Source organism: Colwellia sp. MB3u-45, from assembly GCF_014077005.1.
Taxonomy (GTDB): domain Bacteria; phylum Pseudomonadota; class Gammaproteobacteria; order Enterobacterales; family Alteromonadaceae; genus Cognaticolwellia.
This window is the reverse complement of sequence record NZ_JACGVC010000053.1, coordinates 152,620-169,684: the sequence shown is the minus strand read 5'-3', so window position 1 is coordinate 169,684 and position 17,065 is coordinate 152,620. Positions and strand designations below refer to the sequence as shown.

8 protein-coding genes are annotated in these 17,065 nt (G+C 39.4%); 2 read left to right on the top strand and 6 right to left on the bottom strand.

Annotated elements, in window-relative coordinates:
• Positions 1-35: 35 nt before the first annotated feature.
• The 5 genes from H4J41_RS15915 to H4J41_RS15895 all read right to left on the bottom strand — a co-directional run bounded on the left by H4J41_RS15915 (position 36) and on the right by H4J41_RS15895 (position 11,406).
• A complete protein-coding gene (locus H4J41_RS15915; RefSeq protein ID WP_182137132.1) occupies positions 36-989 on the bottom strand; it encodes a diguanylate cyclase domain-containing protein in 954 nt (317 codons plus the stop codon).
• Between the two features lie 18 nt (positions 990-1,007).
• Complete coding sequence (locus H4J41_RS15910; protein ID WP_182137131.1) at positions 1,008-7,706, bottom strand: response regulator; 6,699 nt, start codon at positions 7,704-7,706, stop codon at positions 1,008-1,010.
• 563 nt (positions 7,707-8,269) lie between these two features.
• Positions 8,270-8,674: a VOC family protein gene (locus tag H4J41_RS15905; RefSeq protein WP_182137130.1), complete on the bottom strand. Its 405-nt coding sequence runs from the start codon at positions 8,672-8,674 to the stop codon at positions 8,270-8,272.
• Positions 8,675-9,008: 334 nt separating this feature from the next.
• The gene (locus tag H4J41_RS15900; RefSeq protein ID WP_182137129.1) at positions 9,009-10,196 is read right to left on the bottom strand and encodes an amino acid aminotransferase; all 1,188 of its coding nucleotides are present in this window, start codon (positions 10,194-10,196) and stop codon (positions 9,009-9,011) included.
• Positions 10,197-10,695: 499 nt separating this feature from the next.
• Entirely contained in the window at positions 10,696-11,406 is a 711-nt protein-coding gene (locus tag H4J41_RS15895) for a DUF445 domain-containing protein (RefSeq protein WP_182137128.1), read from the bottom strand.
• Positions 11,407-11,715: 309 nt separating this feature from the next.
• Here H4J41_RS15895 and H4J41_RS15890 point away from each other — a divergent pair, with 309 nt between their 5' ends.
• The gene (locus H4J41_RS15890) at positions 11,716-12,669 is read left to right on the top strand and encodes a peptidylprolyl isomerase (protein ID WP_182137127.1); all 954 of its coding nucleotides are present in this window, start codon (positions 11,716-11,718) and stop codon (positions 12,667-12,669) included.
• Between the two features lie 127 nt (positions 12,670-12,796).
• Here H4J41_RS15890 and H4J41_RS15885 read toward each other — a convergent pair whose 3' ends face one another.
• Entirely contained in the window at positions 12,797-13,627 is an 831-nt protein-coding gene (locus H4J41_RS15885; RefSeq protein WP_259364465.1) for an SDR family oxidoreductase, read from the bottom strand.
• A gap of 163 nt (positions 13,628-13,790) precedes the next feature.
• Here H4J41_RS15885 and H4J41_RS15880 point away from each other — a divergent pair, with 163 nt between their 5' ends.
• Positions 13,791-16,679 carry a pitrilysin family protein gene (locus tag H4J41_RS15880; protein WP_182137126.1) on the top strand — a complete coding sequence of 963 codons (2,889 nt, stop codon included), beginning with the start codon at positions 13,791-13,793 and terminating at the stop codon, positions 16,677-16,679.
• Positions 16,680-17,065: the final 386 nt, after the last annotated feature.

The window sequence follows — 17,065 nt, the reverse complement described above, 5'->3', positions numbered from 1 at the left end:
TTTTGCTTGAATCAGGCAATGTCGAGCGGTATTTGCTAATTGCTTTGATCAAGTTCGAGCAGGTTAAAAGCATTTCGAGTGTCTTTTTTAACTAAATATAGCCTTTCATCAGCTTGCTGCATAATTTGCTCAATGCTGGTATTTTTATGAGGAATGACTTGTATAGCGCCGATACTTACCGAAACATGGCCAATCGTGTTCACCGCGAGATGTTCAATAGCGAGCTCAGTTATGCTGTTAAGACAAACAGCCAGCACGGTTGAGGCTTTACAGTTTAGAACCACAGGAAAATAAAAATAAAACTCTTCACCACCACAGCGAAAAATAGCGCCATTATAATGGTATAAGTTGCGTTTAATGGTTTGAGCAATTTTACGTAAAACCACATCACCTTGTTGGTGACCATAATGATCATTGTATTTTTTAAAGTGGTCAACATCGATAATGCCATACACCATAGCAGTTTGAGCATGCTGAGCAGTTAGCCAACTTTCAGTGCTGTCTTGCAGCCATTTTCGGCGATTGGGTAACTCGGTCAAACTGTCGAATAATGCAAATCTTTGCAATAAATTACGTTGACGAATAATTTCTAAATGCGTGTTAACCCTTGCCCTCACAATACTGTAGTTAAAGGGCTTTTGAATATAGTCACAAGCGCCGAGCATTAAAGCTTTTTCTTCATCTTCTACCTCTTGTAAACCGGTAATAAAAATAACGGGAATACTGGCTAACTGAGGGTGTTTTTTTAGCTTTGCCATAAGCTCAAAACCGTTTTCTTCTGGCATCAGTACATCAAGCAAAATAATATCAGGGTTTTCCTGCAAAGCGAGTTGAAAACCTTGTTTAGCACTTTTACAAGCCACCACGTTGTAGTGATCTTTGAAGATTGATGCTAATACTTTTAAGTTAACGCTCTCATCGTCAATACACAATAGCGTATAGCTTTGTTCATGCGCCCTACGGCCTTCTTCCTTGTTGAGTGATTGCATTATATTTCTATACCTAAGCTAGTTGGCGTTGCTTATTTTTTGCTCTAATGTTAATAATGCCGCTAAAGCTTCATCAAAGTCAAAGTTGTTGACTAATGTTTGGATGTTAACTGTCTGCTGATAGTAAGGTGTTTGATCGCTAAGCTCCATTAACTGTTGGCTAATGTCTTGTGATTTAATGTTAGCAGATATTAAGTAAGGCTTTAATTTTACTATAATTTCCTTCACTTTTTGGTGGTTAAGGGGCTGGTCATTTTTCGCTAATATTAACGAATGATAAATACTATTTAATTGTCCAATAATAACGTCTAAATCTGCAGTAACTTGGTTGAGTTTTAATTTAATATCTTGACCTTGATGATGAATTTCGTTTTCCAAGGCACTAGCACTTGCCGCCAATGCAACCGCACCAATATATCGTGCGGTTGATTTTAACGAGTGCGCACTGCGATAAAGAACGTCTGTTTGCTCCAAGTGATAAAATTGCACCATGACTTTTGCCAGTACTTGATAATTTAACCAAAAGTCATAGATCAATTCAGTATAAAGACTTTCTTTGCCTTGCAGCTTTTTAACCGCGTCATCAACCGCTAAAATAGTAGTTTGACGAAGTTTAGCTAATTTTTCCTGAGTGTTACTCGATTGCGCTGAGTTAGCTGGCTTATGCTTGATAGCAGCGTTTGGCTTAACTAAATACTGCTTGAGTGTTTGGTATAATAATTCAGGATCAATAGGTTTGGTCAGGTGTAGGTTCATGCCGGCAGCGATACTTTTTTCTATATCGCCTTTCATCGCGTGTGCGGTCATAGCAATAATCGGCAAGTCTTGTAATGTTAGCGTTCGACGAATTTCTTTCGTTGCGGTTAAACCGTCCATTTCTGGCATTTGAATATCCATCAAGATTAAGTCAAATCTTTGAGTGGCCAACTTTTCTAAGGCAACAAGGCCATTTTCGGCACATGCTACGGTGATTTTTGTGTCGGCTAGAAACTCTTTTGCCACTTGTTGGTTGATCATATTATCTTCAACCAATAAGACGCTATAGGCACTTAAATTGGGGACTATGAGTTCTGGCTGGATTTTTTCCACAAGAATATATTCGCTCTCTGTGTTTAATAATTCAACAATGACCTTAGTTAATGCCGATGGATTAATCGGTTTTTCAAGAAATTGTTCAATACCCGTATTAACGGCTAAAGCTTTTGCTTCGTCTTTATCAAAGGCAGAAACCATTAATATATGAGGCAATTTTTTCTTTATTTGTGCTTGAATATGCTTTGCTGCTTGGATGCCATCCATATTAGGCATCTTCCAATCCATCATGACCATATCATAGGGGGTGTTAGTTTGTTGTGCAGAGCATACCGCCGCTAATGCTTGTGCACCGTTTTCGACCCCATCGGCATAAATTTCAATATCAGCTAACGCTTTGATTAATACTTTTCTGGCGATATCGTTATCATCGGCAACTAAAACTTTTAACTTAGATAGCACTTGTCGGTTGATGGTTGGCATAATGTCAGCCACTTGTTGAGCCTGTTCAAAGCGTGCGGTAAAGCTGAAGGTTGAGCCAACATTGAGTTCACTCTTCAGTGAAATTTCGCCATGCATTAGCTCGGTTAATTGTTTACTTATAGCTAAACCTAAACCCGTACCACCGTATTTACGGGTGACTGAATCGTCGGCTTGGCTAAATGATTGAAATAAGCCTTGTTGCTGTTGCTGGCTCATGCCTATGCCGGTGTCGTGTACCGAAAATTTTAGGCAGGTTGTTTGACTATTTTCACTGTGCTTTTCAATGCAGATATTAATAGAGCCCACATGAGTAAACTTCAAAGCATTATTAGCCAAATTAACGATCACCTGTTGTAAACGCAGTGGATCACCTTTAACTATTTTTGGGACGTTGGCGGCGATATCAATAACAAACTCTACACCTTTTTCATGCACTTTTAGGCTACAAATATTAACCACACGTTGCAGTATTTCGGGTAGAGAAAACGCAATGCACTCTAGGGTGAGTTTTTCGGCTTCTATTTTTGAAAAATCTAAAATGTCGTTAATTAAAGCTAATAATGATGTGGAGGAGTCTTGTATTTTCTCTAAATAATCTTGTTGTGTTACTGACAGTTGGGTGCGCAAAGCTAATTGACTTAAACCAATGACCGCGTTCATGGGTGTTCTGATCTCGTGGCTCATATTGGCTAAAAAATTAGATTTAGCCTGGCTGGCTTGTTCTGCTTTAATTTTTTCTGCGGCCAATTCTTTGGTACGTTGATAAATTTGATCTTCAAGATTTCGACTGTAATTGAGTATTAGCTGGTACAGTTTGGCATTATCAAACGAAATAGCGGTTTGATTAGCAAGCAGCTGCAGGACATTAACCCGTTCATCATTAAATACGCCTGCAATATCGTAATGTTCAAGGTAGACAATACCTTGTAAATTGCCTTTGACTATACTGGGAAAACAGAGCATTGATTTGGGCTGATGAGCTGCAAAGTAAGGATCTAATAAAAAATGCTCTTGAACATTGAGATGCGTTAATACTTGCGCTTTTAGGGTGCGAGAAACCAAGTTAATAATCGAGTAAGGCAACAGTTGCTGTTGGGTATTGGCAATACCATCACGAGACAAGGCGACTTCGATATTTAAAATACCATCACTTTGCAATAATAAAGCGCCACTTTGTGCGCCAGCGTTTTCAATAATGATAGCCATCATTCGGTGTAAAAATGCGGATAAGTCGACTTCACCACTTAAGGTTTCAGAGGCTTTTAGCACTGAGGCCAGATCAAACACTTGGGCACTATTGTGCTGTTGAGCACTGGGCAGGTTATCGCGGTCATGACCTTGTGCACTTAACAGTGATTGGCGCAAGGTTAATAATTGTTGCGCTTTATGCTTGGCTCCCCAAACTTGATAGCCATTAACAGCTTGCTGATAATATTCTGTTGCTAGCGACTTTTTATTGGCGGCTAACCAGTAATTGCCGGCCAGTTCATTAGCTAAGGCAATATGATGAGGCGCTAAGTACTGCTTGGCCAGCGCAATAGCTTGATCGTAACTTTGCCATGCGGCGCTGTCTTGTAACAAAAATTGTAATTCAGCGCGGATAAGTTTTTCTTTATGGCGATAATTGTCTGGGCTACTGTTGGCCCATTGCGCCATTAGATCAAGGCTAGTATTGATCTGTACGATATTTTCATGATAACTACTGTCTTGTTGCTCAGTGGTTTTATGACGACAATACTGAGCACGGATTAAGGCAGCATAAAAATGAAACTCACCAAAATGATATAAAGAAATAACTGAATGTAGATAAGCTTGTGCCCGCAGCATTTGTGCATGAGCTTGAGTCATATTATTAAATAAATAGGCTTGGATCATCACCGCTAAATGATAGCAAAACAGCGTGTTAATATTTTGCGTTACCATTAAAATCGGTAGTTGTAATACCTCATCAAAGTGCTCACCTTGTAAGTTTTTCACCTGGGCATTTTCATCTTGTAAATTGCTAATTAACTGTCGCCACACTTGCATTATCACACGATGATAATGCTGTTTTTTACTTGCCATTAACTCAGCATATCGAGCCATTGTTTTTTGACAGGTAACAAGGTTTTTACCACTGAATAAACAGTGCATGCTATAAAGTAATGCACTGTGAAAAGCATACTCAATGCTGCCACACTCAATACCACGATAAAAGTTTTCCTCTAATGGCTTTAAGGTCATACTCAGTGGCGATGTCCAATGAGCAATAGAGACTTTATGAATAAACTCAAGCTCGACATAAATAGGCTCAGAAGGATATTGTTGATTAACCTCTTTTGCTAAAGCGGCAAAAGCTGAGCCGGCTTCAAAACGACTGAATACACCACATAATATTAAACCATGGCTAGCAAATACTTTCGCACTTAGCGCAGAAATCCCCGCAGTTAAACATAACTCAAGTGCCGTATAAGCCATACGCATATAGGCTACAGGGCTTAATAAATAAGCCGGTGTTTGAATGGCGTTAAGGATATCTAAGGCCAACAACTTACGTTTGTCGGTCATGGCGGGCAAGTTAATCAGGTCAGTAATTTTGCCATCCTGATATTGTTGCTCTATGGCTAAGTAATTCAGCGGTTCGCTAGCTTGAGGCAGTCTAATAGCGAGACTTGCTAATGTGGTCATACCTAAATCTAAGGCTTTTTGCATTTCGTTTTGTGCAATCAGTGATAGCACTTGAGTTTTGGCAAAACCTGCTTGATCAATCACGTCGTGAATCAGCGTATGGTGTTGTTGAAAATGTAAATTACCTTCGTCATAGGCTTGCAGGAAGTATAGCGCATTGGCTTTGCCTAATACGATGCGAAGGCTTAAAGCATATGCTTGCTGCCAATGCAGTTTACCTAAATAGTCTTCAGCCTGATCAAAGTAATAAAGTGCACTATTGTAGTCGTTTATTTCTAAAGATTTTTCACCGGCAATATTATTAAAATGCGCTAATAACTTTTCATTACCCTGTTCAATATACAAAGATGAGGCTAAGTTTAGATGCTCAATGTAAGCAAAAATGTTCTCTTCAGTGGTTAATTTTTTTGGTGTTTTAGTCGCTATCTCTGCGATAAAATACTGGGCAACTTTGTAATGGATAAGTGCTTTTTCGATCGGGTTGGTGAGCAAATAAGCGCTTTGTTGTATTTTATCATGCGAAAACTTAACTTGTTCTAAGCTTTCGATTTGCTGGTCTTGTGAATAAGCAATGAATAAACCATCGGCAATTAAAGGCCGTAACTCTCGTTCAATCTCTTGCTCGGTTACGCCAAGCACTTGGGTTAATAACCTCACAGAGACAAGGCTACCAATACATGCCGCATGGTATAATATATTTTGACCTGCTTTTGAAACATGGGTTAACCGCAACGCCATTATTTCAATCACGTTGTCGGTTGCCGCAAGTTTGTGTGTTAGTTGCTCATCCCAATGCCAATAATTTTGTTTATTTTTAGTTAATATGCCTTGTTGATTTAAAGACTTAATAAATTCTTTAATATAGAAAGGATTACCGGCCGTTTTTTCAATAACGATATCAACTAACTGTTGTGTTTTTTCAGGCTTAAGTGCCAGCGACGCAGCAATAAATTGTTTAATTGTGCTAGCATCGAGTGCTAATAAATTAATCTGGGTATTAAAAGCCTGTGTTTGCTTTATCGCTTCTAACAGTGAATTTAATGGTTGGGTAGCAATTATCTCATTGTCTCGAAACGCAATAATCAGCAGTAAATGTGTACTATATTTAGCCCTGACTAGATGCTGCAATAATTGGATACTGGCGATATCAGCCCATTGCATATCATCAATAAAAATAGTCACAATGCTATTTTGCTGGCCAAAGGCTTGTAAAAAATTGACCAGTGTCGCGTTAAAACGGTTGCGAGTTTCTTCTGCTGGCAATTCCGCAAGAGTGGGTTGCACGCCAATAATAAGTGCTAGTTCTGGCACCAATTCTACCAATAATTGCCCCTTACCTTGTAAAGCGCTAAGAAAGATCTTTTTCCAGTTGCTTAGGCTGGCTTCACTCTCGCCCAGCAGTTGCTCGATAAGTTCTGTTGTTGCTTGAATCAGTGCAAAATAGGGAATGTTTTTTTTATATTGTTCGTATTTACCTTGAACACAATAGCCTTTTTTTTCAATAATAGGTCGGTGTAACTCTTTAATAAGACGAGACTTTCCTGATCCAGAGTGGCCGTTGATCAAACAGATTTGACTACTTTTATGTTGCTCAACAAAGTTAAAAGCTTGTAGTAACCTAGCTTGTTCTTGTTCACGGCCAAAAATAGCCGCTGAAAAAATGAGTTTATTACTGAAGTCTTTTTTACCCAGCGTAAACTCTCGAACCTCGGCGAAGTTTTTTAAGTCAGTAGCGCAATGAACAAAGTCTGCTTTAAGCCCAATCGCGCTTTGATAACGTTGGGAAGGTTCTTTTTCTAATAAGCGCGCTAATATCTTGGCGATGGCTGTGGGTAGGTCTTGATTGTATTGGTTGGCAAGTGCGGGGGTTTTGGCAATATGGGCATGCACCAGCTCCATTTCATCCGCATAAATAAAAGGTAAGCGACCAGTAAATAAGTTGAATAAGCTCGCACCGATAGAGTAAAAGTCAGAGTAAACTTCAATAACATGATTCATTCTGCCACTAGCTTCAGGCGCTAATGTGGCTAAATAAGGTCGTTCAACACTAAGGTTAGCGGTCTTTTTATGCAGTGCAGAAATTTTTGTCGCAAAACTTAAATCGTATAATAGCGGCTGAAAATTTTCATCGATATAAATATGTTCAGGGCAAATGTTATTCACAATAAAACCGAGTTGATGTAACTGGGCATAAAGCTGACAAATATTGATAGAAATCTGTAACTTACTGGCTAATGAAAGGGGGGTTAATGACAATTCCGCCAGCGTTCGTGTGTGAGGCGAGAAAGGTAGTAACGCGTAGCAATATTGTGCTTCGTCGTAAATTTCAAGCGGCGCGATTAGTTGCTCGACGGGCAATTGACTTTGTAAAGCTAAACAATGTTTAAAACGAACAAGCGCTTGGTTATTCGTTGTTTTTTTTAAGCACTTAACTAAAAATTTTTGTTCTTTATCATTTTTTACAATAAATACTTGTACAGAGCTTGAAACCTCTTGCTGTTCCTTTACAACCTTGTAGCCTTGAAAATTTATCATTTGCACTATACCAAGTTGGTTACATGTAAGACATATTCAAATGTTGCTAATTTGGGATAAACAGCATGCAAACTTATCATAGTATTTGATTTATCATCAGCTAGGCTTGGAATGGCAAATGTTCAAGCCTTACTTCACCTGGTTTCAAATACTTAATTTGCTTTTATTGTTTGTGCTCAACTCGCGACTAAACCTAAACCTCAACCTCAACCTGCTACAATCAGTTAATCGCTCAGGTATGAGCTCATCATTCGTTATGTAATGAGCTTAGCACTGGGATATTCAATGTACAGACGAATGAGTCATCGAAGGTGAAAAAACTGCATTGTTATTAGTTATATCGATATAAAGAGAAGGGTATTAATGATGCCGAAATTAAATCTGTCATCATTTTACTTTGATGAGTACGCGACTTTTGTCTGGCCGCTAAATTTAACAAAGTAACGCGTGCTGCAATAATAAAACGACAGTCTTAGCGTTAATCTTGCCGCTGTTGATTGGTGATGAAACGTCAATACAGCCGTGGCTAGCACCTGAACATTAATCGCTCTTAACGCTTTATTTTATCTAGCGGCACACAGTTCAATGTTATTGCCGGCAATATCTTTTAAATAGAGTGAACGGCCCATACCTTGCGCGCCATATCTTTCTTCAAATTCACCCACCTCGACTCCCTTACCTTGGAGATAAGATTTTAATTCGTTTTCATCAAATTTTTCTATTTGCAGGCAGAAGTGCTCAAGGTTGTTGCCGGTGGCTTGTGGCGCTTGACCGCCAGCTTTACCTAAGGCGGCATTTACATCAACTATATCGATAAGCGCAGAGCCAGCACGGAGTTGAGTTAAACCGATATCGTCTGGCAATGTGCGCTCTACAACACAACCTAAAACCTCGCAGTAGAAGTTAATAAGCGCCTGATATTGGACTGTGCGTAATACGATATGATCTATTGCTGTGGGTTTAATCATCCATATATCCTTTGATAAAACTTGCGGCACTCATTACCTTAGACTCATGTTAGGTTTTTCATGACGCAATAATTTTTCTAGCTCAACATATTATATACGCATTCTCTTTCTTGTTTTTCTTTTTTAAATATACTGCTGCTGAAGTTAACTTTAGCTTAGTGAAATGGTTTGTTATGGAGATGAGGTGAATCTGAAAAATACTTGGCAAGCAATGTTTAAAAATGCAGTTATCTTTGGGCGTTATGCTAGTGCTCGGTTGAGAGTGGTCGGTTGAGAGTAAAATCGAAAATAACTCCACACATAATATGAATGCATGGAGTTATTTAATAATAACTTATAGCACTTTCGCGATTGATTGCGCTAAGTAGTCAACGTTGCGATTAGCAATGCCGGCAATACTCATACGGCTTGAACCCACCATATAAATACTGTATTCGTCTTGCAATTGTTGTACTTGCTCAGGGGTTATGCCTAAGAAAGAAAACATGCCTTTTTGACGTGGAATAAAGCTAAAGTCGCGCGTTACGCCATTTTCAATAAGTTTATCTACTAATAGCTGACGATTGCCGTTAATGCGGTCACGCATTTTTTGTAGCTCACTGTGCCATTGGGCGCGTAACTCGTCTGAATGCAGAATAGTTTCTACTAAGGCCGCACCATGTGCTGGCGGCATTGAATAAATACAGCGCACAACACTGAGCAATACTGAATTAGCGATATCAACACTGTGTGAGCTTTCACCAATAATAGAACAAGCGCCAATACGCTCACGATACAAACCAAAGTTTTTTGAACATGAGCTACAAACGATCATTTCTTTAACGCTATCAGCCATTAATCGTAGACCGTAAGCGTCTTCGTCTAAGCCTTCACCAAAACCTTGGTAAGCCATATCAATCAGCGGTAAAAAGCCAATATCTTTTGCCACTTCAACAATTTGTTGCCATTGCTCGTTGCTTAAGTCCATACCACTTGGGTTATGACAACAAGCATGTAGTAATACCGTATCATCGGCTTTAACTTCTTTTAATGCCGCTAGCATGCCATCAAAATCAAGGGTTTTGTTTTCATAGTCATAATAAGGATAAGTTTTAACATTTAACCCTGCGGCTTGAAATACACCAGTATGATTCGCCCATGTTGGGTTACTTACCCAAATAGTTGCACCCGCTTTACATGAATTAATAAATTCAGCTGCTACACGTAATGCCCCTGTGCCACCCGGAGTAGAAATGGTGCGTGTACGATTTTCTAGCAACACTTTATGATGACCAAAAATTAATTTAGCCATTTCTTCGTTAAAAAGTGCTGAACCTGTTGGACCAATATAAACCTTGGTATCTTCAGTATCGAGTCGATGTTTTTCAGCGGCTTTTACACATTGTAAAACTGCCGTGTGACCGGCTTCATTTTTGTAAACGCCAACACCTAAGTCAATTTTTTTAGGATTTGAATCTTCACGATATTTAGCCAACAAGCCTAAAATAGGATCGGCAGGCAACGCTGATAAGCGACCAAACATTTTGGGTGTACCTTTTACAAGAGAGGGAGCTGAGCGGTTGAACTCCGAGCTTGGAGTTGTGGCATTAATCCCTGTTATTAAAGCGCTAGCATAACGGCTATCAGGTGAAAATTAAAGCATAAAGATTAAAAATTTCCACCGTAAATAGCTGAAAAAAGTCTCGTTGATAACGGATAGTTATCGCTGGTTAATTAATAAACAAATATAGCTAGGGGATTGAATCGGCTGTGATTACGGCAAGATTTTAGCTGTCTATTTATTGGTTTAGCTTTAAACACTAGACGAGCTAAAATTTCATATAATGAAAGTTTTAGTGACTTTATGAGTAACTTTATGAGTTACTTTTTTAACCTTGTAATTAAGCTATGTCATTAGCGACATTAACTTCTTGACGAAACGGGTGAATGAGCTTGCAAGCGACCTGAGTAATAAATCAGCCGGTTAGAGCAAAGTAGTCAGTAACAATTATCTGGTTACTGACTACTGATGAGCAGATGCTTTAGAACTTGGTTGCTATGGCGGCAATAAAGCCAATAATACCACCAAATACGCCCCCCCAAACCACTAACCAACCTAAGTGCTCTTGGATCATTTTTTGCACAATTTCTTTGACGAGTTGTGGCGTTAATTCATTAAGGCGCTTTTCAATAATATCGCTTACCTTATCGCGCATGCCAGCCATGATACTAGGTTGTTCTAACTCTTCCCGAAGAATGGCATTAAATTCTTCACTTTGGCTAATTTCAATGACCGATGCGCGCATTTTTTCAATAAAGGGCTCACGCATAGGTTGTAATGCTTCAGTGCCACCTACCATAGCTAACATGCCACCAAAAGAAGACTGTTCAATGACGATGACTAAATTATCAAAGGCTGGCGATAAATCGACTTTATTAATAACGGGGGCAAGATTAATGGCCGTGGCCGGGTTGTCGTTACCGGCTAAAAAACGGTCAATGTTTTCTTCGGTAAAAAATTGCTCCATCATTAAAGCACGAATGGCAATTTTAAAGTCTTCAAAGCGCGCGGGAATAACCCCTGAGCCGTATAAAAAAGGCACGCGTTCGAACAACATGTGTATAGCAAGCCAATTGGTTACTGCACCCGACAAGGCAAATAAACCTAGGGTAAAAATAATATTGTTGCTGACAATATAGCCAATAATAATAGCAATTAGGGCTAAAAAGTTGGTGATAAAACTTTTATTCACAAAAACTCCGTCAATGTTAAGGTCAGTTATAACTATTTGATTAATTACGTCGGCTACTTATAAATTTTATAACACAGCCATTTTTTATTTTAACCCTTTTGAATGGGGAAATCATGAATCCTCTGGCTATTGCTCATTTTGCTATATGGTATCAATTGCCTGCTGTTGCGCCAATAATTCATTTATTTGATATTACTTTTGCTAAAAACTGGCGGTAAATTTTATCTTTTGGTTTGCAATCTTTGGTGAAATATTAAACAATCAATCACATAGTTAGATAACCTTAGATAAAAATAAAAAAGGGATTTCATGAAATTTTGTAAGCTGTTTTTAAGCCCGCTGATAATTTTTTACCACTTAACTTTGTCGTTAAGTCTCATCGTATTAAGTACCCTAATATTAAGTACCACAGTACATGCCAAGCAAGAGGTTAAAGAAAACACAATAACACCCATCGTTGGTCAACCGGCTAATAATCAAGATGAGTGGCGAACAGTCGCTATTGAAAACATGGTGTTGTTAAGCTTACCTTACGGTGAAGTCGTGATTGAGTTAGCGCCACAATTCTCGCCAAGGCATGTTGAACAATTTATGCGTTTAACCCAAGCTGGGCATTACGATGGCAACAAGTTTTATCGGGTTATTGATGGTTTTGTTGCTCAGGCTGGCCCCGAGGAAGACAGCAGCCTTGATAGCTCAGTACCTTTGTTAGCACTTGAAGGCGAATGGCCAACCAATAAAAACTGGCAATTTACCTTAGTACAAAACAAGGATTTATTTGCCGAGCAAACGGGCTTTAAAGACGGCTTTGCGCTGGCTCATAACCCGAGCGAAGATACTGCTTGGTTAACGCATTGTCCGGGCATTATTGCCATGGCACGTGGTAACGATGCCAATTCAGGCTCTAGTCATTTTTATATTACTAATGGTCAAGCACCAAGATATTTAGATCGTATTATGAGCATATTTGGTCGCGTTATTTATGGCATGAATCATGTGCAAGCGATAACACGCACCGCGACCGTAGAGGGTGAGGCTGAAGTAGCAAGTGCTGACTATACGCTCATTGTATCGATGCAAATGATGGCAGATGTCCCCGCAGAAAAACAAATTCATTTAGCGGTGAAAAATACCGAAAGTAAATTGTTTGCCACTAAATTAACTGAGCGTATTAAACGTGACGATGCGTTCTTTTTTAAAAAACCACCGGCGGTACTTGATGTCTGCCAAACGCCAGTGTTAACCCGCTTACTCGCTCAATAACACTACTTTCATTAAATAAGACGTCAACGTAGATAAATAGCACGACTGATTAGGGCTGAATTATTTCAATCGCTGTTACGGTTTAGTATTACCATTTTATATTAAGGCCTAATACTAAGGCTTAGTGTTAAAGCTTAGTGTTACCTTGCTTGTACTGCTCTTTCGCTTTGCGGCCTTTGCGATAAAGTGCTGGTCGTAATACTCTTCGCAGTGTCGGGAAAAGATAAGACACGGTTGTTAACCAGCCACTGGCTCTGGGTAAGGATATTTCGGTTGCTTCACCACGGGCAATACTAACAATAGCATCGGCAACTTGTTGGGCACTACTCATGGCTTGTGAGAACACTATGTCTTCTACCTGATCTATTTCTGACATAATAAAACCGGTATCAATAGGCCCAGGTGAAACCACGCCAACATAAATCCCTGTCCCTTTTAGCTCATCGGCTAACGAGTAAGTAAATGCTCGCAAGCCTGCTTTTGTTGCCGCATAAGTTGCCGCGCCCTGCAATGGCGTTCTGCCAGCTAGCGAGCCAACATTAACGATTGCACCGCCACCCGCTTTGCGTAAATACGGCAAGATTAAGCAAGACAATTGAATCGGCGCACGTAAATTAACATCAACCATTTTGGCTAGATCATGTGCCTGGTTACTTTCTACCTCACCACGTTGATGAAAACCAGCATTGTTGATCAAGACATCAACCGAACCAAAGGCCTGCGCTGCTTTTACCAGCAAACTTTCATTGGCGGCGGGATCGTTAATATCCATGGCAATATTGATGACCGATGTTGTCCTTGCTAGCTCTTCAGTAATTTTATCTAATGCCGCTTGTCCACGAGCCACTAAGACTAAATTCGCCCCTAAGTGGGCAAAAGTTCTTGCCGTTGCAGCACCCACACCGGCAGAGGCGCCGGTAATGATAACGGTTTTATCTATAAAATTATTATTCATCATGCTCAGTTCTCTTTTTATCGCGACGGCATTGCTGCTGAATTTGTTTGGTGGTATTGATGATGTATGTATTTTGTTACAGACTATTAGCTACATTTATGCTGAAAATAGTGAAAATACATCATCAATTTCATAAGATATCAGCATAACAATAAAGGGATTGATAATGAAAATAAAATATCTAGCAGTGGCCATTGTGGCCAGCTTGACGCTGTCGGCTTGTATAGCCACCCAAACTCACCAAAATTCAACAGCACAAAGTGCCGCCGTTGCCAGCAATACCAACAAAGTATTCAGTCAAAATTATGTTTTTAAAGAATTAGACAATGGCTTACGCGTGCTGATTGTAAAAACCGATTATCCTGATCTGGTTTCTGTGCAAATTCCAGTTTCAGTTGGCTCTCGTGATGAAGACGAAGTGGGTAGAACCGGCTTTGCACATTTTTTCGAGCATATGATGTTCAAAGGCTCAGAAAAATTTCCACAAGCGGTTTATGCTGATTTATTTAAAAATGCCGGTGTTGATAATGGTGCCTACACCACCAACGATTACACTAACTATCATTTAGATTTCTCTAAAGATCACTTAGATAAAGTATTAGAGATCCAAGCAGATCATTTTAAAAATCTAACTTACACCGAAGCACAATTTAAAACTGAAGCATTAACGGTTAAAGGTGAATACTTAAAAAATAATGCCAGTCCTGTGCGTAAATTACTTGCTGCTGTGCGCAAAGAGGCCTTTGACAGCCATACTTATAAACATACTACCATGGGTTTTTTTGAAGACGTAGAAGCTATGCCTGAGCAAGTTGCTTATGGCAAAAAGTTCTTTAAACAGTTTTATAAGCCAGAATATGTTTCGTTAGTCATTGTTGGCGATGTCGAGCCCGCAGCGACTATGGCAATGGTAGAAAAACATTGGGGTAATTGGCAAAGAGGTGATTTTGTTAATGACATTACGCCAGAGCCAAAACAACAAGCGGCGAAATATGTCCATGAAAAATTTGACGGTTTACCGGGCCATTGGTTATTAGTGTCGTATAAAGGGGCTGATTGGCAACCCAAGAAAAAAGATCGCGCGGCATTAGATTTAATCTCTGAATTATACTTTTCCAATAACTCAGCCTTGTATCAAGAACTCGTCGTTGACAAGCAGTTGGCAAGCCAAATGTTTAACTACAATCCAGCGACAAAAGATGCCGGTTTACGTCACGTTTTTATTAAAGTGAACGAAGAAAAAGATTTAGCGATTGTGCGTGATGCCATCAATCAAACTTACGCGCAAGCGCGCACTGAATTAGTCTCAACAGAAAAGCTTGATAATTTAAAATCTAACTTAAAATATAGCTTCGTCAATAGCTTAGACTCTTCAGAGTCAATTGCTTCAACCCTAGCAAGCTACATGCACTTTGATCGCGACCCTGAAACGATTAATCACCTTTATAACAGCTTCGATAATATCTCCGCTGACGATATTAAGCGTATCGCTAATAAATATTTTATTGATGATAACCGCACGACGGTTACGTTATCGGCATTAGATAAGGTGACGGGGTTTGAGCAAGAAGTTGATTTAAACGCGGCGGTGACAAAACGTGAAGTGAAAAAAACGCCAGCGAGTAAAGCACAATTTGCGCTATTAGATAATACCAATGACTCACCATTGATTGATGTTAACTTTTTGTTTTATACCGGTGCCGCGGCTGATCCCGCAGGTAAAAAAGGCGTTGCGGCATTAATGGCAAGTATGTTGACCCAAGGTGGCTCACAAACGCGTAGCTATAAAGAAATACAACAAGGTTTATATCCATTAGCTGGACAGTTTTCGTCTCAGCTAGATAAAGAAATGATCTCGTTTACGGGTCGTGTGCATAAAGACAATGCACAACCTTGGTATCAATTAATCAGTGACCAATTACTTAACCCAGGCTGGCGCGAAGATGACTTTAAACGTCTGAAAAAAGAGTTAATTGACGGTATTGAATCAGGACTTAAATCGTCTAATGATGAAGAGTTAGGTAAAGAAGTGCTTTATAGCGAACTTTATCAAGGTCACGCTTACGCGCATTATAATAGCGGCGACTTATCTGATTTAGCAGCGATTACCCTTGATGATGTGCAGGCTTTTTATCACGCTCAACTTACGCAGGCTAAATTGCATGTGGGTATAACGGGCGCACTGCCACGTGATTTAAAAGCCCAATTATTGAGTGATTTTGCAACCTTACCTGTGGGTGATGAAAAACGCTTAAGCATTGCAAAAGCGCCGGTGTTAAAAGGTCATCATGCAACCATAGTTGAAAAAAATGCGCAATCAACCGCGGTTTCATTCGGTTTTCCAATCGATACTATTCGTAACGATACAGATTGGGCCGCGCTATGGTTAGTGCGTTCATACTTTGGTGAACACAGAAGCTCAAATAGCTACTTGTATCAACAAATACGCCAAGCACGTGGTATGAACTACGGTGATTATTCCTATATCGAATATTTCCCGCGTGGCATGTACCAAACTAAGCCAGATGCAAACTTAGGCCGTTCTAGTCAAATTTTTCAAGTATGGCTGCGACCATTACGTTCGAACAATGACGCCCATTTTGCGACCCGGGCCGCGTTATACGAATTAGATAAGCTAATTGAAAAGGGTATGAGCGAAAAAGACTTTCAAGCAACGCGTAATTATTTAACTAACTATGCGCCTCAACTAGTAGCGAGCCAAGATCAGCAACTAGGTTACGCCCTTGATAGTGAGTTTTATCAAACCGAAGAATTTGTTAACTATGTACGTGGGCAATTTGCTAAATTATCTTTAGCCGATGTCAATCGAGTGATTAAAGAAAACTTACAAACTGATAATATTCACTATGTCTTTATTTCAGGTGACGGCGAAGACATGAAAAAACGCTTGTTGTCAGAGCAAGTTTCATCATTGAAATATAATGCTGAAAAACCAGCTGAGTTATTAGCCAGCGATAAAATTATCGAAAGCTATCAACTGAAGTTAGCCAGTAAAAATGTTGAAGTGATCGCTGTTGATGCGGTATTTCAATAGGGCTATGTAAGGTATAAAGCTAACTTTATACCTTAAATTTTATACGCCTACTTTGAACGTTAACATCATCCGTTATTTAAATAAAACATCACGCTAGCCGTGGTGTTTTTATATTCAGGCTCCTCTCAAACCTCCTCTATTTAGCGGTATTAAGCAGTTCGGTCATCACTCCAGCATTACGCCAATAACCCACACTTTTGTAAATATAGGCCCGCGATGGAAAGAGTTAAGCTTTAAGATGTTATTTATGCGGGTAACATTGATACAATCACTTAAGTTAAAGTTAGAGAGAAAGTTAAAGTCTAAGCTTATTGCCACGCTTGTTCATCTGCCATTCATTTTTCCTTGGTATGATAAAACAAGTTATTTCAAATCGTATTATTCTC